At 73.2% G+C, this 18,734-nt stretch carries 20 protein-coding genes and 1 tRNA gene; 12 read left to right on the forward strand and 9 right to left on the reverse strand.

The window, feature by feature from the left end:
- Positions 1 to 29 precede the first annotated feature (29 nt).
- The 5 genes from OG294_RS02620 (at position 30) to OG294_RS02640 (ending at position 3,943) form a co-directional block, all read left to right on the forward strand.
- Complete coding sequence (locus OG294_RS02620; RefSeq protein ID WP_327064725.1) at positions 30 to 842, forward strand: ABC transporter ATP-binding protein; 813 nt, start codon at positions 30 to 32, stop codon at positions 840 to 842.
- Positions 839 to 2,236: a hypothetical protein gene (locus OG294_RS02625; RefSeq protein ID WP_327064726.1), complete on the forward strand. Its 1,398-nt coding sequence runs from the start codon at positions 839 to 841 to the stop codon at positions 2,234 to 2,236. Before OG294_RS02620 ends, OG294_RS02625 begins: the two co-directional genes overlap by 4 nt.
- Positions 2,236 to 2,808, forward strand: coding sequence for a hypothetical protein (locus OG294_RS02630; protein WP_327071425.1), 573 nt, complete (start codon positions 2,236 to 2,238; stop codon positions 2,806 to 2,808). The genes OG294_RS02625 and OG294_RS02630 overlap by 1 nt, the downstream gene beginning before the upstream one ends.
- Positions 2,809 to 3,044: 236 nt before the next feature.
- Entirely contained in the window at positions 3,045 to 3,545 is a 501-nt protein-coding gene (locus OG294_RS02635; RefSeq protein ID WP_327064727.1) for an RICIN domain-containing protein, read from the forward strand.
- A 113-nt stretch (positions 3,546 to 3,658) separates the two neighbouring features.
- Positions 3,659 to 3,943 carry a fumarylacetoacetate hydrolase family protein gene (locus tag OG294_RS02640; RefSeq protein ID WP_327071426.1) on the forward strand — a complete coding sequence of 95 codons (285 nt, stop codon included), beginning with the start codon at positions 3,659 to 3,661 and terminating at the stop codon, positions 3,941 to 3,943.
- 16 nt (positions 3,944 to 3,959) lie between these two features.
- Here OG294_RS02640 and OG294_RS02645 read toward each other — a convergent pair.
- Both OG294_RS02645 and OG294_RS02650 read right to left on the reverse strand, forming a co-directional pair.
- Positions 3,960 to 4,048: transfer RNA gene (locus tag OG294_RS02645), tRNA-Gln, on the reverse strand.
- Between the two features lie 95 nt (positions 4,049 to 4,143).
- Complete coding sequence (locus tag OG294_RS02650) at positions 4,144 to 5,523, reverse strand: FAD-dependent oxidoreductase (RefSeq protein WP_327064728.1); 1,380 nt, start codon at positions 5,521 to 5,523, stop codon at positions 4,144 to 4,146.
- Positions 5,524 to 5,787: 264 nt separating this feature from the next.
- On the opposite strand from OG294_RS02650, the gene OG294_RS02655 reads away from it, so the two are divergent.
- On the forward strand, positions 5,788 to 6,762 hold the full coding sequence (locus tag OG294_RS02655; RefSeq protein WP_327064729.1) for an aldo/keto reductase: 975 nt from the start codon (positions 5,788 to 5,790) through the stop codon (positions 6,760 to 6,762).
- A 56-nt stretch (positions 6,763 to 6,818) separates the two neighbouring features.
- Here the strand turns inward: OG294_RS02655 and OG294_RS02660 are convergent, their stop codons facing one another.
- The 3 genes from OG294_RS02660 to OG294_RS02670 form a co-directional block, all read right to left on the reverse strand.
- The gene (locus OG294_RS02660) at positions 6,819 to 7,403 is read right to left on the reverse strand and encodes a TetR/AcrR family transcriptional regulator (RefSeq protein ID WP_327064730.1); all 585 of its coding nucleotides are present in this window, start codon (positions 7,401 to 7,403) and stop codon (positions 6,819 to 6,821) included.
- 110 nt (positions 7,404 to 7,513) lie between these two features.
- A complete protein-coding gene (locus OG294_RS02665; RefSeq protein WP_327064731.1) occupies positions 7,514 to 8,905 on the reverse strand; it encodes an amidase in 1,392 nt (463 codons plus the stop codon).
- Positions 8,892 to 9,137 (reverse strand): hypothetical protein, encoded by a 246-nt coding sequence (locus OG294_RS02670; protein WP_327064732.1) that lies wholly within the window; start codon positions 9,135 to 9,137, stop codon positions 8,892 to 8,894. The genes OG294_RS02665 and OG294_RS02670 overlap by 14 nt, the downstream gene beginning before the upstream one ends.
- A 154-nt stretch (positions 9,138 to 9,291) precedes the next feature.
- Here OG294_RS02670 and OG294_RS02675 point away from each other — a divergent pair, with 154 nt between their 5' ends.
- Positions 9,292 to 10,542, forward strand: a complete 1,251-nt coding sequence (locus tag OG294_RS02675; RefSeq protein WP_327064733.1) for an MFS transporter — start codon at positions 9,292 to 9,294, stop codon at positions 10,540 to 10,542.
- Positions 10,543 to 10,584: 42 nt separating this feature from the next.
- Positions 10,585 to 11,484 (forward strand): MBL fold metallo-hydrolase, encoded by a 900-nt coding sequence (locus OG294_RS02680; RefSeq protein WP_327064734.1) that lies wholly within the window; start codon positions 10,585 to 10,587, stop codon positions 11,482 to 11,484.
- A 12-nt stretch (positions 11,485 to 11,496) separates the two neighbouring features.
- Here OG294_RS02680 and OG294_RS02685 read toward each other — a convergent pair whose 3' ends face one another.
- Together OG294_RS02685 and OG294_RS02690 are read right to left on the reverse strand one after the other, a co-directional pair.
- On the reverse strand, positions 11,497 to 11,934 hold the full coding sequence (locus OG294_RS02685) for a nucleoside deaminase (RefSeq protein WP_327064735.1): 438 nt from the start codon (positions 11,932 to 11,934) through the stop codon (positions 11,497 to 11,499).
- Positions 11,931 to 12,749: an LLM class flavin-dependent oxidoreductase gene (locus OG294_RS02690; protein ID WP_327064736.1), complete on the reverse strand. Its 819-nt coding sequence runs from the start codon at positions 12,747 to 12,749 to the stop codon at positions 11,931 to 11,933. The genes OG294_RS02685 and OG294_RS02690 overlap by 4 nt, the downstream gene beginning before the upstream one ends.
- A gap of 93 nt (positions 12,750 to 12,842) precedes the next feature.
- Between OG294_RS02690 and OG294_RS02695 the strand changes: the two genes are divergently transcribed.
- Positions 12,843 to 13,289: an Lrp/AsnC family transcriptional regulator gene (locus OG294_RS02695; protein WP_327064737.1), complete on the forward strand. Its 447-nt coding sequence runs from the start codon at positions 12,843 to 12,845 to the stop codon at positions 13,287 to 13,289.
- 34 nt (positions 13,290 to 13,323) lie between these two features.
- On the opposite strand, the gene OG294_RS02700 is transcribed toward OG294_RS02695, so the two are convergent.
- Positions 13,324 to 14,007 (reverse strand): pyridoxamine 5'-phosphate oxidase family protein, encoded by a 684-nt coding sequence (locus tag OG294_RS02700; protein ID WP_327064738.1) that lies wholly within the window; start codon positions 14,005 to 14,007, stop codon positions 13,324 to 13,326.
- Positions 14,008 to 14,588: 581 nt separating this feature from the next.
- On the opposite strand from OG294_RS02700, the gene OG294_RS02705 reads away from it, so the two are divergent.
- From OG294_RS02705 to OG294_RS02715, 3 genes are all read left to right on the forward strand, one after another.
- Complete coding sequence (locus OG294_RS02705) at positions 14,589 to 15,470, forward strand: ABC transporter substrate-binding protein (protein WP_327064739.1); 882 nt, start codon at positions 14,589 to 14,591, stop codon at positions 15,468 to 15,470.
- A gap of 79 nt (positions 15,471 to 15,549) precedes the next feature.
- Positions 15,550 to 16,386: an amino acid ABC transporter permease gene (locus tag OG294_RS02710; protein WP_327064740.1), complete on the forward strand. Its 837-nt coding sequence runs from the start codon at positions 15,550 to 15,552 to the stop codon at positions 16,384 to 16,386.
- Positions 16,379 to 17,149 carry an amino acid ABC transporter ATP-binding protein gene (locus OG294_RS02715; RefSeq protein ID WP_327064741.1) on the forward strand — a complete coding sequence of 257 codons (771 nt, stop codon included), beginning with the start codon at positions 16,379 to 16,381 and terminating at the stop codon, positions 17,147 to 17,149. The genes OG294_RS02710 and OG294_RS02715 overlap by 8 nt, the downstream gene beginning before the upstream one ends.
- 55 nt (positions 17,150 to 17,204) lie before the next feature.
- Here OG294_RS02715 and OG294_RS02720 read toward each other — a convergent pair whose 3' ends face one another.
- The gene (locus OG294_RS02720) at positions 17,205 to 18,719 is read right to left on the reverse strand and encodes a threonine/serine ThrE exporter family protein (protein ID WP_327064742.1); all 1,515 of its coding nucleotides are present in this window, start codon (positions 18,717 to 18,719) and stop codon (positions 17,205 to 17,207) included.
- Positions 18,720 to 18,734 lie beyond the last annotated feature (15 nt).

The following is an 18,734-nucleotide window of genomic DNA, read 5'->3' on the forward strand; positions in this document are numbered from 1 at the left end:
CATCCCCGACCCTCGAAAGGGAGCACCCCATGACACCCGCGACAAGCACAGCCCCGGCCGACATCGCGCCGCAGACCTACGCCTGGGAGATCCAGACCACCGGCCTGAAGGTACGCGCCGGGAAGAAGCTGGCCGTCGACGGACTCGACCTCTCGCTCGGCACCGGCACCCACGGCCTGCTGGGGCCCAACGGAGCCGGCAAGACCACCCTGATCCGGGCCCTGTCCACCGTGCTGCGCCCCGCCGAGGGCGAACTGCAGCTGCTGGGCACCCGGGTGGACGCGACGGTCGACCTGCGGTCCGTACGCCGCCGGATCGGCTACCTGCCCCAGGAGTTCGGCTACTACACGCGCTTCACGGTGCGCGAGTTCGTCGAGTACATGGCCTGGCTGAAGGAGGTCCCGCAGGCGGAGATCCCCGCCGCCGTCCAGCGCGCGGTGGAACGGGTGGGCCTGGCCGACCAGGCCGACCAGCGGATGAAGACCCTCTCCGGCGGCATGGTGCGCCGCGCCGGCATCGCCCAGGCCATCGTCAACGACCCCACCGTGCTGCTGCTGGACGAGCCGACCGTCGGCCTGGACCCGGCGCAGCGGCTGCGCTTTCGCGAGCTGCTGCACCAACTGGGCCGCGACGCCTGCGTGGTGGTCTCCACCCACCTGGTCGAGGACGTCGCCGCCGCCTGCACCGACGTGGTCCTCTTCGACCAGGGCCGCCTCGTCTTCCAGGGCACCCCCGCGGACCTGGCCGCGGCGGGCACCGCCGAGCACCCGGGCGACAGCCCGCTGGAGCGCGGCTACTCGGCGCTGCTGCAGAACTCCGAGCCGCAGCGGGGTACCTGGTGAACGGGCGGGTGCTGCGCACCGAACTGAGGCGCTCCATCGCCCCCTGGGCCGGCGCGGTCGTGCTGGCCGGCAGCCTGGCGATCTTCTTCCTGATCGACGGGATCTGGTGGCACGGCACGGACGGCTGGACGGCCCAGTGGACCTCGATGGCGATGTGGACCCGGTACTGGCTGGCCCTCTGGTGGCCGCTGGTGGTGGGCATGGGGGCGGTGTACGGGCTGCGCGACTCCCGCGCGCGGATGACCGAGCTGCTGGCGACCACACCACGCCCGGCCTGGCGCCGGGCCGCGCTGCCCGCCGGCGCGATGGCGCTCGTCCTGGCCGCGGGCTTCGGGCTGCTCGTCCTGGTGGGCGGAGTCCAGGTGGCCTTCGGTGCCACCAGCTACACAAGTCTCGGCTGGCTGCCGATCTCGTTGGTCGCGGCACTGGCCCTGGTCGCGGGGGCCGTGTTCGGCATGGGCGTCGCACGGGCCCTGCCGTCCGCGCTCACCCCGCCGGCCCTGCTGGTGCTCTTCCTCCTGCTGACGAGCCTGCTCCTGCGGCAGAACACGGACGGGGAGCTGCCCTCGGGCCTCGCGCCGAACCGGCTCGCCCAACTGGCGCCCGCCACCGTGGAGCCGCGGGAGATGCTGCTGACCCTGTCCGCCGCCGAGCACCTGGGCCAGACGCTCTGGCTGCTCGGCCTGCTCGCCACCGGCTTCGCCCTGCTGGCCGCCACCACGCGCCGCGCCCGGCTGCTCGCGGTGGCTCCCGTGCTGGCCGGCGCGGCCCTGGCCCTGCTGATCCTCCCGGCCGACCCGCGCGACACCTACGTCGTCGACAAGGCCGCCGCGGCCCTGGTCTGCGACGGCCCGGTCTGCGTCACCGAGGCGAACCGCTCGCACCTGCCCGCACTCGCGCCACGCGGCAAGGAGGCGCTGCGCGTGCTGCACGACGCCCTGGGCGACCAGGCGCCGGCCTCGGTGCGGGAGGACACCAGGCTGCACGCGCTCGGCGACCAACGCCAACTCTCCGCCGACGCGGTGCTGGTCGACTTCGACGAGCACCTGTTCGCCGGTACGACCGGCACGGCGCTGACCCGCGCACTCGTCGCGCAGGGCCTGGCCCCGAGCTGCTTCGGGCACAACTCCCGGGAGAGCGGCCCGCTCCAGGACGTCGCCCTGCAGAGCATCGTCGCGAGCTGGGCCCTCGGCGATCCGCACCTCGAACCGCTGGAGCAGAAGGCCACCGACCGCTACTCGCTCGACATCTGGGCGCAGGCCGACACCGCCTGGCAGAAGCTGACCGCGCTGTCACCGGCCGACCAGCGCTCGCGGATCGCCGAGGTGCACGCCTCGGCCCTCTCCTGCGCGAGGGACGACCAGCTCCAGGCCCTGGCAGGGGGCGCGTCATGATGAAGTGGCTGATGCTGTACGCGCGTTCACGGCAGGTGCCGGTCTGGGCCGCCGCGGTGGCGCTCACCACGCTGGCAGCGTGTGTCTTCGAGCAGGGCGGCAGGGAGCCGATGGACCTGGGGATCGCGACCCTGATCCTCACCACCAACGTGACGGCCGCTTCCGTCGGGCTCGGTGGGCAGGACCTCGCACTCGACCGGACGGCCGCGATCCGGTGGGCGCCCCGCCGCACGGCGCACGTGCTGCTGCTCGGCGCGGTCGCCGCCGTGGCGCTGCTGGCGGTGCAGGTGACGGGGCCGGCGCTCCCCCCTGCCGCCGTCGTGCTCCGGGACAGCGCCGGCCTGGCCGGCCTGGCCGCACTCGGGGCCGCGGTGGTCGGGGCGGCGCACGCGTGGACCCTGCCGACCGGCTGGCTCGCGCTCTCCTTCTTCACCCCACCGCTGAGCGGCGACGCGGGAAAGGCGTGCCACTGGATGCTCGAACCCGCCGGCACGCCACCGGCGACCTGGACCGCGTGCGTGCTGCTGGCGACCGGCACCGTGCTGTACGCCCTCACCGGCTCCAGGCGCTGACGGCCGCACCCCGCTCCGGGGCCGGGCGCCACCAGCGCCCGGACCAGGAGGCCGATCTGACGGACCATCAGATAACCGCTCAGCACGGCGAAAGGGTGATTCTGATCTTCGCGGAGCCACGCCGACCACAGCGCGTCGTCCACGACCTAACTGTCCGTAGTCTTTGCCGCAAGGGGGAGACCAGCCGTCGTCGTCAATCCGCCTACTCTCGTTGAGAGTTGAACAGGAGTGCAGCCATGACCATCGGACACAGAGCAGCATCCTTCGCCGCCGCGACCAGCGCGCTGGCCGGCCTGGTGCTGTTCGCCGTACCGGCGCACGCCGCGCCGCCTCTGGTCGCCGCCAAGTCGGTCCAGAACTTCGCGGACGACACCAACCTCGACGCCTACGACGGAAATCAGGTGTGGACCCGCGACTCCAGCCTGGGCTACCAGGTGTGGCTCTTCAACCAGGTCGAGACGACTCCCGAGGGCACCGGCGTCTACACCATCAGCAGCACCACCTTCCCCAACACCTGCATCCAGGACGCCGGCACCGGCGCCCCCGTGACGCAGCAGCCCTGCGACAGGAACAAGCTCTCGCAGCGCTGGGTCGTCGACTTCGGCCAGGAGCAGACCACCATCGCCAGCTACAAGAACCTCGACGAGGTACTCCAGGGCAACGGAGTCGACACCCCCGTGACGCTGGTCCCGGCGAACAAGGCGCCCAACCAGATCTGGTCCCTGTACGACAAGTGATCCACCCGTGACACCCCACCCCGGGCGGCCCCACACCGCCCGGGGTCTTCGCGCGCCCGGGCGCCGACGACGCGGGCCTGCCCCGGTCCCGGCCGCTGTCCCCCGACCTCGCCATCACCCTCACGGTGGACGGTGAAGAGCGCCAGCGCGACCGCACGTCGAGCATGATCTGGGGCACCGGCGACCTCCTCGCCTACGCCGACGCACGCACCAGCCTGCACAGCGGCGACCTCTTCTTCACCGGCACCACGGCCGGGGTCGGCCATGAGACCGGCGCCTACCTCCAACCCGGGCAGCAGGTGACGGTGACCGTCGAGGGCATCGGCACCCTCACCAACACCGTCGGCCCCCGACCCGCCACCGCGGGCCGGCACGCGGGCGGCAAGGCAGGCGGCTGACTCTGCCCCTGTCGAGCGGAGAAGGCAGGATTCGAACCTGCGTGGGCCTGAGCCCGACCGGGACCAGCGCCCCGGTCTCCGATCAACCACTCCGGGCACCTCTCCCCCAGGATCCGGCCCACCGATTCGCTGCGGCCCGTTCCCTGTCGAGAACAACGATGCACCCTCGCCCTGACCCGGTGCTGACGCCCGCCTGACGTTCAACGCCGGACGAGGGCCTCCCACTCCTCCCGGGTCGGACCGTCGTACCGTGGCACGAAGTCCGGGTGGGCGGCCAGCCAGGCGGTGACGTGGCGGTCCACCTCGTCGGTGCCGTAGGCCTCCTCGGCGGTCTGCAGGAGGTGGCGCACCTTCGCCCGGGCCCGCATGACGACGGGGTCCTCGAAGGCGCAGGCGGCCACGGCGGCGGCCCGTCGCTCCGGGACGGGTGAACTCTCGGCGAGGCGTTGGGCGTTGGCGCGGTCGGACGCCACCTGGGCGTCGAACCAGGGGCGCAGGGCCTGGGCCGTCCAGGTGTGGTGGACGGTGGGGTCAGCGGCGATCTCGTCGGCGTGGGCGGCGAGGTGCTGGGCGGTGAGCAGGCCGAGGGCCACGCCGTGGCCCATGGTGGGGTTGGTGTGGACGAGGCTGTCCCCGGCGTTGACCAGGCCCGTGACGACGGGCCCCTCATCGTCGACGAGGGAGGTCCAGCGGTTGTCCAGGCCGGCCATCGCCAGGACGGCCGACTCCGGTTCGGCGGCCAGGCCGAGCCAGGCGGCGCAGGCGGGGAAGCGACGGGCGGCGGCCTCGAACACGGCAGGGTCGGTGAGCGCGCCGCGGGTCGGATCACCCGTGGAGAGCACCAGGTTCACCGCGAAGGTGTCGTTGTCGGACGGGAAGACGCCGGCGAGCGCGAACGCCGCGGCCGAGCCGTTCTTCACCCCGGGGTCCCGCGGGCCGTCGGCGCGCAGGCGGAACCAGCGGCACAGGTAGGCGATCCCGACGCGGTGACTCTCCACCACGGGCGGGCGGCAGCCGGCCGTGGTCAGCCAGGCGGGGACGGGCGAGCGGCGGCCGCCGGCGTCGACGACGAGGTCCGCCGGGTGGGTGTCCGCACCCACCAGCACGCCGGTGACGCGGGCGGGGCGGGCGGCTCGGCCCGTCTCGATCGCGAGGCCGCGCACCGGGCGGCCTCGCCGGACGTCAACGGTGCCCTCCCGCCGCACGGCCGCGGTCAGAGCGGCCTCCACCACGATGCGGCGGGTGCGCAGGGTCACCAGGTCCTCGTCGCCGGCCCGGTACGGCGGGTGCTCGCCGAACCAGTCGAACTCGTGGTACTCCCGGGCTCCACGGGCCAGTACGTCCGCGTAGACGTCGGGGGTCTCGGTGCGCAGCACCGTGCGCACATGCGCGAGGAGCGAGTGGGGCTGGACGGCCTGCGGTGTCCGGGGCCGGTTCCAGTGGAAGAAGTCCTGGTCCAGGTCCGCGCCGGCCGCCCGCGCCTCCTGCTCGAACAGCGTGACCCGGTGGCCCCGCCTGCCGAGCATGAGCGCCGTTCCCAGCCCGCTGATACCCCCGCCGACCACCGCAACCCGCGCCACTGAGGCTCCCCTTCGCGTCGTGTTGCAGGATGATCTTACCGGTCGGCGATCTCCGCCCTGCGACCGGCTCCCGGGCTCGCCCCTCCGCCGTCCACGCCGCCCACGCCACTCCTGAGCCGCGGAGCACGCAGGGGGTGGGGCGGGCGCTGGATATTCATCGGAAGACGATCACACAACACGCCGCCGCGCTGGGAGAGTTCCGCGCGAGGCCGGTAGGGTCCGAGATGGAGCCAGCCCCACAGACCCCGAGCGAACGGAACGGCTGTGAAGCACATCAAGCTGCGTGACCTGGACGTCTCCCGGATCGGCCTCGGCGCCATGGGCATGTCCCACGGCTACACCGGCGCCGGAACCGACGACGAACAGTCCGTGCGCACCATCCACCGCGCCATCGACCTGGGCGTCACCCTGCTCGACACCGCCGAGGTCTACGGCCCCTACACCAACGAGGAGCTCGTCGGCCGGGCCCTGCAGGGCCGCCGCGACAAGGTCGTGCTCGCCACGAAGTTCGGCCTGATCTCCCACACCGGCCGCCCGAGCGGGCCCGACAGCAGCCCCGCCAGCATCCGCGCCGCCGTCGAGGGCTCCCTCAAGCGCCTGGGCACCGACCACATCGACCTGTACTACCAGCACCGCGTCGACCCCGGCACGCCGATCGAGGAGACGGTCGGGGCCCTGGCCGAGCTGGTCGCGCAGGGCAAGATCCGGCACATCGGCCTCTCCGAGGCCGGGCCCGAGACCATCCGCCGCGCCCACGCCGTCCACCCGGTCACCGCCGTGCAGTCCGAGTACTCGCTGTTCACCCGCGACCCCGAGGCCCGGGTGCTGCCGGTGCTGCGCGAGTTGAACATCGGCTTCGTGCCCTTCTCCCCCCTGGGCCGTGGCTTCCTGACCGGCACGATCCGCTCCACCGACCAGTTCGACGCCAACGACTTCCGCGCCGACAACCCCCGCTTCACCGAGGGGAACTTCCAGCACAACCTCCGCCTGGCCGACCAGGTCGCCGCCATCGCCGGCGAGATCGACGCCTCCCCGGCCCAGGTCGCACTCGCCTGGCTGCTGGCACAGGGCGACGACATCGCGCCCATCCCCGGCACCCGGCGCGTGGCCCGGCTGGAGGAGAACACCGCCGCCGACGCCGTCCACCTCACCGACGACCAACTCGCCCGGCTCACCGGTCTCCCCCCGGCGGCCGGGGACACGCACAACGAGGCCGGGATGCGGATGATGGAACGCTGACCCGCCCGCGGCCGGCCGCCCCGACGCCGTCCACGGCCCGGTGTCCGCAGCGGCCGTCACCGACTCCCCGGGCCGGCCTCCCCGTCGGTGCCGAGGAAGTCGGTGACGAGCCGGCGTGCGTAGGCTGCGTCGAGGCCGGCCGGGCGGAAGAGGATGCGGTACATCAGGGGGGCCACGACGCGGTCCATGACCGTCTCGACGTCGGGTGCGTCCTGCTCACGGGCGCGGACCCGGGCGAGCACCAGGTCGATCTGTTCGGCCGCGTAGACCGAGCACTGGCCGGCGTTGCTGCCGTCCGGGTCGCCGAGCAGGACGTCGCGGGTGTAGGCGCGGCCCGCGGGCGAGGCCATCTCGTCGAGGAACTGTTCGGCCCAGGCCGTCAGGTCGGAGCGGAGATCACCGTGGTCCTCGGGCGCCGTGTCGGGCCGCAGACGCTCCACCGCGACGTCGGAGAGCAGCTCCTGCAGGTCGCCCCAGCGGCGGTAGATCGTCGACGGCGTGACCTCCGCGCGCTGGGCGACCAGCGGCACCGTCAGCGCCTCGCGCCCCACCTCCGCGAGGAGTTCACGTACAGCGGCGTGCACCGATGCCTGGACCCGGGCGCTGCGCCCGCCCGGGCGCACCATCTGCTTGCGACTCATACCAACCACCTTAAAGCACAATCCTAGCGTTTAGGGCGTGCGCGGGCCGGACCGCCCGAGTGCCGTTCGACGGCTCCCCGGCCCGGTCCGGCCCGACCCACGCGCCGTGCTCAGGCCACCGGCGCGAGCGCTCGGGCAGGCCGGGTCTGCTCGTAGGCGTGGCCGACGCGCAGGAGCGCGCGCTCGCCGAGCGGCCGGCCGAGCAGCTGCATGCCGATCGGCAGGCCCGCCGTGTCATGGCCGACCGGGACGGACAGGGCGGGCACCCCGACGATGTTCGCGGGGGCGGACAGCCGCACGAGAGCGTCGGAGACGGATTCGACCGTGCCCTCCGACCAGGTGACCGTCTCCTGGTCGGAGGCTGCCGCCGTCATCGGGACCGCCGGGGCGGCGATCACGTCGACCGTCTCCAGCAGGCGCGCCCACTGCTCCCGCATCATGGTCCGCGCGCGCTGGGCGCGCACGTGGTCCACCGCGCTCATCAGCTCGCCGGCCTCCAGCAGGATGCGGACGTCCGCCTGGTACAGCTCGGGCGCCGCCCGCAGGGTGCGCTCGTGGTAGGCGGTGGCCTCCGGCACCAGCAGTCCCCACAGGATCGGTTGGACGTAGCGGGTCATCGGGATGTCGATCTCGACGAGCTGCGCACCGAGCGCCGCCAACTGCCCGATGGCGCGCCGGACGGCAGCCGCCACCTCGGCGTCCACGTGGTCGAAGTAGTAGGTGCGCGGCACGCCGACCCGCAGCCCCGTCAGATCCGTGTCCTGCCCCGGCCGGTAGTCCAGGGCGGAGGTGTGCAGCGAAGCGGGGTCACGCGCGTCGTGTCCGGCCAGCGCGGTCAGCACCAGGGCCGCGTCCTCCACGGTCCGGGTGATCGGGCCGACGTGGTCCAGCGCCCAGGACAGGGACGTGACGCCGTGCCGGGGAACGAGGCCGTAGGTCGGCTTGAGGCCGACGACCCCGTTGAGCGCGGCGGGCACCCGGATCGATCCGCCGGTGTCGGTGCCCAGGGCGAAGGTCGCCGTGCCCGCGGCGACGGCGACGGCGGACCCGCCGCTCGAACCGCCCGCGACCCGGCCGCGGTCCCAGGCGTTCCTGGTCTGCGGGGTGGTCAGGCCGTAGGCGAACTCGTGGGTGTGCGTCTTGCCGAGCAGGACGGCGCCGGCCGCCGTCAGGCGCGCGGCGACCGTGCTGTCGGCCTGCGCGCGGTGGTCGGCGCGCACCTGGGAGCTGGCCGTGGTGGCCCAGCCGGCGACGTCGATCAGGTCCTTGAGCCCCATCGGGACGCCGTGCAACGGCCCGCGGTGGCGGCCCTGCGCCACCTCAGCCTCGGCCTCGCGCGCCGCCCGGCGCGCCTGCTCCGCATCGAAGGCGACGTAGGCGCCGAGGAGCGGCTCGACCTGCTCGATGCGGGTCAGGACGGAGTCCACCAGCTCGACCGGGGACAGCTGCCGGTCCCGGATCGCATCCGCGGCGGCAGCGAGGGAGAGCTCATACGGCTGCATCGTGCTTCTCCTCTCCGGCGCGGTAGGCACCGGCGGGCGGGGTCTCCCCGAAGTCCAGCTCCCGCAGGATCGCGACGATGGAATGGATGTGGTTGACGGTGGCCGCGACCGCGGCGTGACGCTCGGCGGGCAGTACGAGCCCGCCACGGGCGGCCCAGCGGGCCGCCTCCGACGGCGTGAGGTCGGCGTCAGGGACGGACGCCGGCAGGGGTGTTGGTGCGGAGGTGGACACGGATGGTGACGCGGACGCTGACATGGGCGTTCTTCCTGATCGGGGTGGGCACACGGAGCACTCCCACACCAAAAGCTAACGGTTTGCTTTAGCCGACAGTAGAGCCTAGGGTTCCTTAAAGCAAATAGATTGCGTTTACCCGCAAAGGAGCCCCATGCCCAGCGTCCTGTCCGACGCACCCGCGCACCGTCCCCTCCGGCCCGCCCGTGCCCGCACCACCTCCTTCGCCCTCAACTCCTCGATCCTGGTGGCCCTGCTGGCGGCATCCAGCGCCCCGACGCCGCTGTATCCCGTCTACCAGGACCGGTGGGGCCTGACACCCCTCGCCGTCACCGTGGTCTTCAGCGCCTACTCCCTGGCGCTGCTGCTGGCCCTGCTCACCACCGGTTCCCTCTCCGACCACCTGGGACGGCGCCCCGTCCTGGTCGGCGCCCTGCTCGCGGAGGCCGGCGCCATGGTCCTGCTGGCCACGGCGCACGGCGCAGGCTCCCTGACGGCCGCTCGGGTCGTGCAGGGCGCGGCCACCGGCGCGGCCACCAGCGCGGCGGGCGCGGCCCTGCTCGACCTGGCGGACGCCCGACGTCCGGGCCGCTCGGCCCTGGCCAACACCATCGCCCCGATCGCGGGCATGGCCGCGGGCGTGCTCGCCGCGACCCTGCTGGTCCGCTTCGCCCCCGCCCCCACCATCACCGTCTACGCCGTCCTGGCGGGCCTGTTCCTCGCCCAGGCACTCGCGGTCACCGCCACCGCGGAGACCGCCCACCGCCACCCCGGCGCCCTGCGGTCACTGCGCCCGCAGCTCAGCCTCCCGCCCACCGTCCGCCGCGCGCTGTCGACCGTCGGCACCGGGGTCGTCGCCGTCTGGGCGCTGGGCGGCTTCTACTCCTCCCTCGGGCCGGCCCTGGTACGCCTGGTGGCCCCCGACGCTCCCCAAGCCGCCCGCGGCCTGGTCTTCTTCACCCTCAGCGCCGCCGCGGCCCTCGCCGTGTGGACGCTGCGGGGCGCGGCGCCGCTCGCCGCCGCGATCGGCGGCTGCCTGTCCGTGCTGCCCGCCGCGCTGCTGACCCTGAGCGGTCTGCACGGCGCCGGACTGCCCGCCGTCTACGGCGGCGCGGCGCTGGCCGGCATCGCCTTCGGCGCCGTCTCCCAGGGGGCGCTGCGCCTGATCCTCGACTCCCTCGACGAGCGCGACCGCGCCGCCTCGCTGGCCGCCTACTACGTCCTCAGCTACCTCTCGATGAGCCTGCCCGCCATCGCCGCCGGTGCCGCCACCCAGCGCTACGGGCTCGGCACCGCCGCCCACGCCTACGCCGTGATCGCCGCCCTCCTCGCGGTGGCAGCCCTGGCGGCGCTCGCCCGGTCACGGCACGCGGCACCCCGCACCACACCCGATCACCTGCACTGACAAGAACAGACCAGCAGACGAGAACAGAGGAAACGACCGACCATGACGACTTCCCGCACCGCCGCCATCCCCTCCTGGACCGTGGGCGGGCTCACCGTCCACCGCATCGACGAGGTGCTGCTGCCGCCGGCGACCGGACCGTGGCTGCTGCCCGACGCCACCCCCGAGGTGGTGACCGGTCAGGACTGGCTGCACCCCCACTTCGCGGACCACGAGGGCATCCTGCACCTCGACAGCCACAGCTTCGCCGTCACCGTGGGCGGGCTGCGCGTCCTCGTCGACACCGGCATCGGCAACGGCAAGGAGCGGGCCAACCCGGCCTGGCACGACCTGCGCACCGACTACCTGGAGCGCCTGACCGCCGCCGGCTACCCGCCGGACTCCGTCGACCTGGTCGTCATCACCCACCTGCACGCCGACCACGTCGGCTGGAACACCCGGCAGATGGACGGCGAGTGGGTCCCGACCTTCCGCAACGCCCGCTACCTCACCTCCCGCACCGAGCGGGAGTTCTGGGCCGGCTACGCCATGGAGGACGCACGCCGGCAGATGTTCGAGGACTCCGTGATACCGGTCGAGCAGGCCGGGTTGCTGGACCTCGTCGACATCCCCGCCGAGGGCGCCGAGATCGTCCCGGGCCTGCGCCTGCTGCCCACCCCCGGCCACACCCCCGGCCACGTCGCCGTCGAACTGACCAGCCAGGGCGAGCGGGCGCTGATCACCGGCGACTGCATCCACCACCCGGTCCAGCTCGCCCACCCCGGCATCGGCGCCTGCGTCGACATCGACCCCCAGCAGTCCGAGGCCTCGCGCCGCGGCCTGCTCGACTCCCTCGCCGGCACCGACGCCCTCGTCCTCGGCACCCACTTCGCGCCGCCCACCGCCGGGCGCGTGGTCAGGCACCAGGACGCCTACCGGCTGCTGCCCGTTCCGGCGCTCTGACCGGACACTCCGTCAACTCGGCCGGTAGTAGCGGTCGATGGGCACGCGCGCCTCGTCGAACAGGGCCGGGCCGTCCTGCGCCACCGTCGGCCACTCTCCCGACTGCGGGTTGAGCTGCACGAGTTGTCCGGTGGAGAGCGCATGGACGACCCGGCCGAGGCCGGAGCGGACGATGCCGCCGGCACACATGCCGCACGGCTCGCAGCTGGTGTACAGGGTGGTGCGCGCGGCCGTGCGCGGATCGAGTTCGCGGGCCGCCCAGCGTGCGAGCTTCAGCTCCGGGTGGGCCGTGATGTCGTTGTCGCGCCGCACCGTGTTGTGGGCTTCGGCCAGGACCGTGCCGTCGCTGCCGGCCAGCAGCGAGCCGTACGAGGCGTCGCCCACGGCAACGGCGCGGGCCGCGACGGCGATGGCGCGTCGCAGGAGGACTTCGTCGTCGGCGGTGATCATGATGCGCTCCTCCAGCGGCCGGCCACCTCGGTGAGTGCCTGCCAGGCCGTGTGGGGTCGACGGATGTCCCGTGGATCCCCGTGGTAGGGGTCGAGCACAACGGTCTCGGCTCCGAGTAGCCGGAGTTGGTGGAGATCGTCGAGGATCTGCTCGATGGTGCCCACACCGGCGGGCCGCTCGGGGTCGTCGACCGGGGCGGTGGTCAGCCGAAGCGCGATGCGGGGCGCGAATCCGCCCACCGAGTGGTCCGCCAGGACCGCACGCATCCGGGCCACGGACAGCCGCAGCGGGTGCCAGGCGTCCCCGAACCGCGCGGCGCGCCGCAGCGCCGCCGGACTGTGGCCGCCGATCCACAGCGGGACCGGGGCGAGGCCGTCCTCGCTCCCGGCACGCCAGGCCTCCCGCAGGGTGGCCAGGTACTCGTCGGTCAGCCGGCCGCGCTCGGCGAACGGCACCCCGAGCGCGTCGAACTCCTGCCGCGCCCAGCCGACTCCCGCCCCGAGCACGAACCGGCCGCCGCTGAGCCGGTCGAGCGTGGTGGCCATCCGCGCCACCACCAGCGGATTGCGGTACGGGAGGATCAGCACGGTGGTGCCCAGTCGCACGGCGGTGGTGACCCCGGCCAGCCAGGCCAGTGTGGTGAAGGGCTCGTAGAACGGCTCCGGATACCGCTCGGCCACATCCGGGGTGACGACCACGTGGTCGGAGACCATGAGGAGGTCGTAGCCGAGCCCCTCGGTGATCCGGGCCCAGTCGCGCAGCACGCCGGGGTCGGTGCCGGGCCCGAAGTTCGGTACGTTGACGCCAAGTTGCATGGCTCGAGGCTATCCCGGCGATCATGGCGCACGGAACGGAGAGTTCCTGGTCCCGGCGGGTGTTTCCCGTGGTTCTTCCGGTAGATTCCCGATGTGACCGTGAACCTTGACGACATAGACTGGGCGATCATCGCGCACCTGCAGCAGGAGGCCCGCCTCTCCCTCAGCGAACTGGGCCGGCGGGTGCGGCTCAGCCCGTCGGCCACCACGGAACGCGTGCGGAACCTGGAGTCGCAGGGCGTCATCACCGGCTACCACGCCGTGGTGGACCTGACCAAGGTCGGCTATCCCGTGCTCGCCGTCGTCCGGCTGAAGTACCCGGGCAACCGCCACGAGCCGCTGCGCCGGCTGCTCGCCGAGCGCCGCGAGATCCTGGAGTGCCTGCGCACCACGGGCGACGACTGCTACACCCTGAAGGTGACCGCGACCTCGATGGAGCACCTGGAGACGCTCATGGACGAGCTGGCCGGCTTCGGCAGCACGACCACGAGCGTCGTCTACAGCCGGACGCTGCCCTACCGCGGGCCGGACCGGCCCTGAGCAGGCGTCACGAACAGCCGAAAGGCCCGGCCCCTCAGACCTGGCGCAGCCCGATCCTGCGGCCCGCGATCCGGGTGACGGCCAGGCACATCCACCTCTCGCCCTCGCCCTCGCCCCTCTCCGATTCCGCGGCCACCCGGGTGCGCAGGTCGGCGCTCACGTCCGCGTCGGCGAGGCTGGTGGTCAGGCCCGCCGCCAGGACGTTCCAGCAGCGCCTCAGGTCACCGCTGGTCCCCTCGCTCTCCAGCAGCGCCGGGACGCCCGGGGCGGTGGCCAGCGGGCCGGTCGGCGTGATGCGGTAGACCAGCTGGCGCCCGTCGACCAGGTAGTCCATCGGGATCGCCCACGCGTCCGAGCGGTCCAGGTAGCCGAGGTAGCCGACGTTGCGGACCCCGAGGGCGTCCCAGCACTCCTGCTCGGTCAGGCGGGTGATCATCAGCCGGGCATCCGCGGGCACCGACCCCGACTCCTCCCGCTCCCCCATGAGTTGGTCGTAGCTCAGGTCGAGCACCGCCGCGATGCGACGCAGTGCCGCCGGGTGGAAGTCGAGATCCAGCCGCTGCAGGAGGTGGGTGTACTCCAGCGACATGCCGGCGCGGTGCGCGACCTCCTCGCGGCTCAGTCCCAGCTCCTCGCGCCGGCGTCTGATCCGCTCGACCACCTGCGCGTGGGTGGGCAGATCGCTGCTGGCACCGGCCGCTGCCGTGGCGTCGGTCACGTACTCCCCGTTCCGGGTCGAAGTGGGCTTTCGGGCAGGGCACACACGGTAGTTGACGCCGCGGCCCAGCCCGATCACCGCGCGAGGCGCCACGCGACCGGGCACCGTTCTTCATCCGCCTGGCGCAGTCGAGTGCCCGGGAGAGGAGCCCGGCACAGCTCTGACCAGCACCGCAGCGGGGAACCGGCGCCAGCTGCGGTCCCGGCCGTCCGGATTTGACTCCGCTGGCGATCATCACACATAGTGCCCGCATGGCTGGATATCTGGTGTCGCGCAGGCACATCGACCTGCGCCGCGTGACGGCGACAAGCTGTCGCGTCGGCTGCTGACTCCTTTTTCCACGCCGTCCACCGGCCCCGCTGACGTCATCTGACGCTCGCCGCGCCGGTCCGTTTCCCACCGAGGCCTCCCGCCGCCGAGCGGGTTCCCCGTGGTTTCCGGCTGTACGCCGTGCCCCGCACGACCCTTCCCTCGCACCGATCCGTCCTCCGGCCGTCCGCCGCCGCCCGGTCCGTGGTCCCCCGACCCCGGGCAGCCGCGGCGCGCGTTCCCGGCCTGCCCTCACCTGCCCAGGAGTTCCCATGCGTCCGCGTCTCGTCCTCGCCGCCACCGTCAGCACCGTCGCCGCCCTGCTCTCGCTCACCGCCTGCGGCAGCGGCTCCGGCAAGAGCTCCGCGGCCGACAACCCGTACCAGCTGGCCGTGCCCGGCACGATCCGGGTCGGCACGCTCTCCGACGCCCCACCGAACGTGTTCCTCAAGGACGGCAAGTTCACCGGCTTCGACAACGACCTGTTCACCGCCGTCGCGGCCAAGGCCGGCCTCAAGGTGGAGTTCGCCGCGACCGACTTCTCCGCCCTGCTCGCCGAGGTGGCCAACCACAAGTTCGACGCGGGCAGTTCGTCCATCACGATCACCGACGCCCGCAGGAAGACGGTGGACTTCACCAACGGCTACGACTTCGGCTACTTCGGGCTCGACGTGCCCGCGGGCTCCTCGGTCACCAGCTTCGACCAGCTGGCCGGCAAGCGCGTCGTGGTGGTGCAGGGCACCGTCCAGGACGACTACGCCACGAAGAACGGGCTGAACCCCGTGCGCGTCCCCGACTACAACAGCGCGCTCAACCAGCTCAAGGCCGGGACGGTACAGGGCTGGATATCGCCCGCCGAGATCGGCGAGCAGAGCGCCAAGGACAGCGGCGGCAAGGTGGTGCTCGCCCAGACCAGGCTGAGCTCGGAGCCCACCGCCTTCGCCGTCGCGCACGACCGGCCCAAGCTGCTCGCCGCGCTCAACAAGGGCCTCGACGAGGTGATCCAGGACGGCACCTGGACCCGCCTGGAGGAGCAGTACTACCCGGGCCGTGCCGTGCCGGGCGACTTCAAGCCCGGCAGCGGCACCGTCGACTACCCGAAGGTGACGACCGCGAGCACCGCGCCGTCGCCGGGTGCCTCCGCGACCTCCTGATCGCGCCGAACCGACTCCGCGGCCGTCGTCGCGACCCGCTTCGCGACGACGGCCGCACCCGACCGAACAGGAGAGTGCTGTGGACCAACTCGGCACACTGGCAGACACGTTCTTCGACTGGGGATCGATGCGCTCGGCGATCTCCGACCTGCTCACCACCGGCGTGCCCAACACGCTGATCCTCTCGGTGACCTCCGCCGCCATCGGCACCCTGGTCGGGCTGCCGCTGGCGGTGGCGGGCACCGCCCGGACGAGGTGGCTGCGCTGGCCGGCCCGGGTCTACACCGACCTGTTCCGCGGGCTGCCGTCCGCGGTCACCATCCTGCTGATCGGTGTCGGCCTGGCCCCCGAGGGACTCCAGATCTGGGGGCCGAACCCCTACCCGCTCGGGATCCTCGCGCTCTCGCTGATCGCGGCCGCCTACTTCGGCGAGATCTTCCGTTCCGGGATCCAGAGCGTCGAGGCCGGCCAGCTCGAAGCCGCACGGGCACTCGGCTTCTCGCACGCCTCGGCGATGCGGCTGGTGATCATCCCGCTGGGGATCCGGCGGGTGCTGCCGGCCTGGGTCAACCAGCTCATCGGGCTGATCAAGGACTCCAGCCTGATCTACTTCCTCGGGCTGACCGCCGATCAGCGCGACCTGTTCCGGATCGGCCAGGACGCCGCGGCCACCTCCGGCAACGAGTCGGCCCTGCTCCTGGCCGGCCTCTTCTACCTGCTGCTGACCGTGCCGCTGACCCACCTGGTCAACGTGATCGACCGACGGCTGCGCAACGGGCGCACCAGCGCCGAACCGACGGACGCCGACGGCGTCGCCGACGGCGCCCCGGTCCCTGCCGCCCGACCCGAACCCGTGTCCGACACCGCACCGGACACCACGCCGGACACCACGCCCGAGGGAGCGTCGCATGCCTGACGAACCGACCGCCACCGGTTCCGGCGACGCGCGGTTCGCCGCCGTCAGCCTGGCCACCCGCGACCTGCGGCTCTCGCTGGGCGGCACCGCGATCCTGCGCGGCGTGGACATCGACGTCCCGCGCGGCGAAACACTGTGCGTCATCGGCCCCTCCGGCTCGGGCAAGTCCACCCTGCTGCGGGCGATCAACCGGCTGGTGGAGCCCGACGGGGGCGAGGTGCTGCTGGACGGCGAGAGCGTCCTGCACCGCCACCCGGACCAGCTGCGCCGTCAGGTCGGCATGGTGTTCCAGCAGTTCAACCTCTTCCCGCACATGACCGTGCGACAGAACCTGACCCTGCCGCTGCGCAAGCTGCGCGGCCTGTCCCGCGAGGAGGCGGACGCGACGGCCCTCCGCCAGCTCGACCTGGTCGGCCTGCGCCACAAGGCCGGCGCGCGCCCGGGCCGGCTCTCCGGGGGCCAGCAGCAGCGGGTGGCCATCGCCCGCGCGCTGGTGATGGAACCCCGGGTGATGCTCTTCGACGAGGCGACCTCCGCCCTGGACCCCGAGCTGGTCAAGGAGGTGCTGGCGCTGATGGCCGACCTGGGCCGCGCCGGGATGACCATGGTCGTCGTCACCCACGAGATGGGGTTCGCACGCGAGGCCGCCGACCGCGTCGCCTTCATGGACGCCGGAACGGTGGTGGAGTCCGGGGCGCCCGAGTCGCTCTTCGAGGCGCCCCGCAGCCCCCGGCTGCGCCGCTTCCTGTCCAACCTGCTCTGACCGCTCGGGCCGCTCGGGCCCACCTGCGGCGCATCGGCACCGCCGCTGACGGGCGTCAGCGGCGGTGCCGGCCGCCCCTGCGGGCGAACACCGGGGTCACCCGCACCGGGAGGAACAGCCGGGCCACCTCCCTGCCCAGGCTCATGCCGATCGCCAGGGCCATCGCCATCGCGACCGCGCGCCCGACCCGGCTCAGCCCGGCCTCCGACTCGCCCCGGACGAAGGCGAGCATCCCGAAGTAGAGCGCCGAGCCGGGCAGCAGCGGCCCGAGCGCGGCGGTGATGTGCGGCAGCGCGGAGTTGCCCCGGTATCGGGCCATCAGCTGGCCGAAGAGCCCGACGATTCCGGCGGCCACCCCGGTGGCCACGATCGACTCCCCGCCGGCGTTGACCAGCACGCCGTACGTCGTCCAGCCGACCGCACTGTTGAGCAGCACCAGCGGCAGCGTGCCCGGCTCGGTGTTCAGCAGCACCGCGAAGGCCAGGGTGAGCACCATCGCCGCCGCCAGCTGCACCGGCGGGTACGGCTCCCCGGCCGGGGCGTCCCGGGCCGCCAGCGCCGCACCGTTGCTGACGCCCACGTAGAGCACGGTCATCACGCCGATCACCACGCCCGCCATCAGGAAGACCGCCTCCAGCAGGCGGGCGGCAGCGGTGAGGTAGAAGCCGGCCAGACCGTCCTGGACCGCCGCCACCATCGGCCAGCCCGGTAGCAGCGCGTAGAGCCCGCCGGTGATGACCACCGAACCGCGCAGCTGCAGGCCGTTGAACGACAGCAGGATCCCGATCGCCGCGGCCGGCGTCGCGGCGAGGACGAACTGGTAGAACGCCGGGAGGTCGTGGCGCGCCACCAGCGCCGCCAGCCGGTCCCCCACCAGCGCCGTGACGAAGGCAAGGGCGAACACCAGCCACGCCCGCGCGTCGACCCGCCCGCCGACCAGCAGCGTCGCGGAACCGGCCAGCAGCCCGGAGGAGAACACCAGCAGCCAGCCGGGGAACCGGTGGTGATGACGGCTCAGGACCGCGAGCCGTCGGTGGGCGTCCACCACCTCGACGGTGCCCGCCGCGACCTCGGTCACCAGCCGGAAGACAGCCGCCAGCCGCGCGTAGTCCCCGGCGGGGCGGCGCACCGAGCCCTCGGCCGTCAACGGCGGGTCGGCCGGGCCCGGCTGGTAGGAGATCCTCACCCGGGTGAAAGTCACCTGGGGATCGCACGGGCGCAGCCCGTAGGAACGCGCGACGGCGAGCATCGCCGCCTCCACGTCCTCGGCGGCCTCCCCACTGGCGAGCAGCAGTTCACCGACCGACAGCGCGAGGTCCAGCACGGCCGCCGCCTCGGCCGGCTCGGGCCGGTCCGCCTCGGCGAGGTCCGGCACGAGCGGCCGGTCGGCCGTCGGCGTGCGCAGCAGCGGCAGCATCCGGTCCGGCCAGGGCACCACGACCGCGGGTGACAGATCGTCATGAACGGCATCGGCGGCATGCCGCGGACCCGGCACCCGCGGCGGCACCCTCCCGGGCCCCGGCCGCCCGCTCGCCTCGGCGTGCGCGCCGAGCTGACCATCGTCCGACACCACCGCTCCTCGACG

Origin of the sequence: Kitasatospora sp. NBC_01302, assembly GCF_035976515.1 — a bacterium.
Lineage (GTDB): Bacteria > Actinomycetota > Actinomycetes > Streptomycetales > Streptomycetaceae > Kitasatospora.

Excerpts from the sequence above, each read along its gene's own strand:
- OG294_RS02675 (WP_327064733.1), top strand. The coding sequence starts at position 9,292 with ATGCCCAGCGTCCTGTCCGACGCACCCGCGCACCGTCCCCTCCGGCCC.
- OG294_RS02685 (WP_327064735.1), bottom strand. The coding sequence starts at position 11,934 with ATGATCACCGCCGACGACGAAGTCCTCCTGCGACGCGCCATCGCCGTC.
- OG294_RS02665 (WP_327064731.1), bottom strand. The coding sequence starts at position 8,905 with ATGCAGCCGTATGAGCTCTCCCTCGCTGCCGCCGCGGATGCGATCCGG.
- OG294_RS02620 (WP_327064725.1), top strand. The coding sequence starts at position 30 with ATGACACCCGCGACAAGCACAGCCCCGGCCGACATCGCGCCGCAGACC.
- OG294_RS02660 (WP_327064730.1), bottom strand. The coding sequence starts at position 7,403 with ATGAGTCGCAAGCAGATGGTGCGCCCGGGCGGGCGCAGCGCCCGGGTC.
- OG294_RS02705 (WP_327064739.1), top strand. The coding sequence starts at position 14,589 with ATGCGTCCGCGTCTCGTCCTCGCCGCCACCGTCAGCACCGTCGCCGCC.
- OG294_RS02690 (WP_327064736.1), bottom strand. The coding sequence starts at position 12,749 with ATGCAACTTGGCGTCAACGTACCGAACTTCGGGCCCGGCACCGACCCC.
- OG294_RS02630 (WP_327071425.1), top strand. The coding sequence starts at position 2,236 with ATGAAGTGGCTGATGCTGTACGCGCGTTCACGGCAGGTGCCGGTCTGG.
- OG294_RS02635 (WP_327064727.1), top strand. The coding sequence starts at position 3,045 with ATGACCATCGGACACAGAGCAGCATCCTTCGCCGCCGCGACCAGCGCG.
- OG294_RS02680 (WP_327064734.1), top strand. The coding sequence starts at position 10,585 with ATGACGACTTCCCGCACCGCCGCCATCCCCTCCTGGACCGTGGGCGGG.
- OG294_RS02715 (WP_327064741.1), top strand. The coding sequence starts at position 16,379 with ATGCCTGACGAACCGACCGCCACCGGTTCCGGCGACGCGCGGTTCGCC.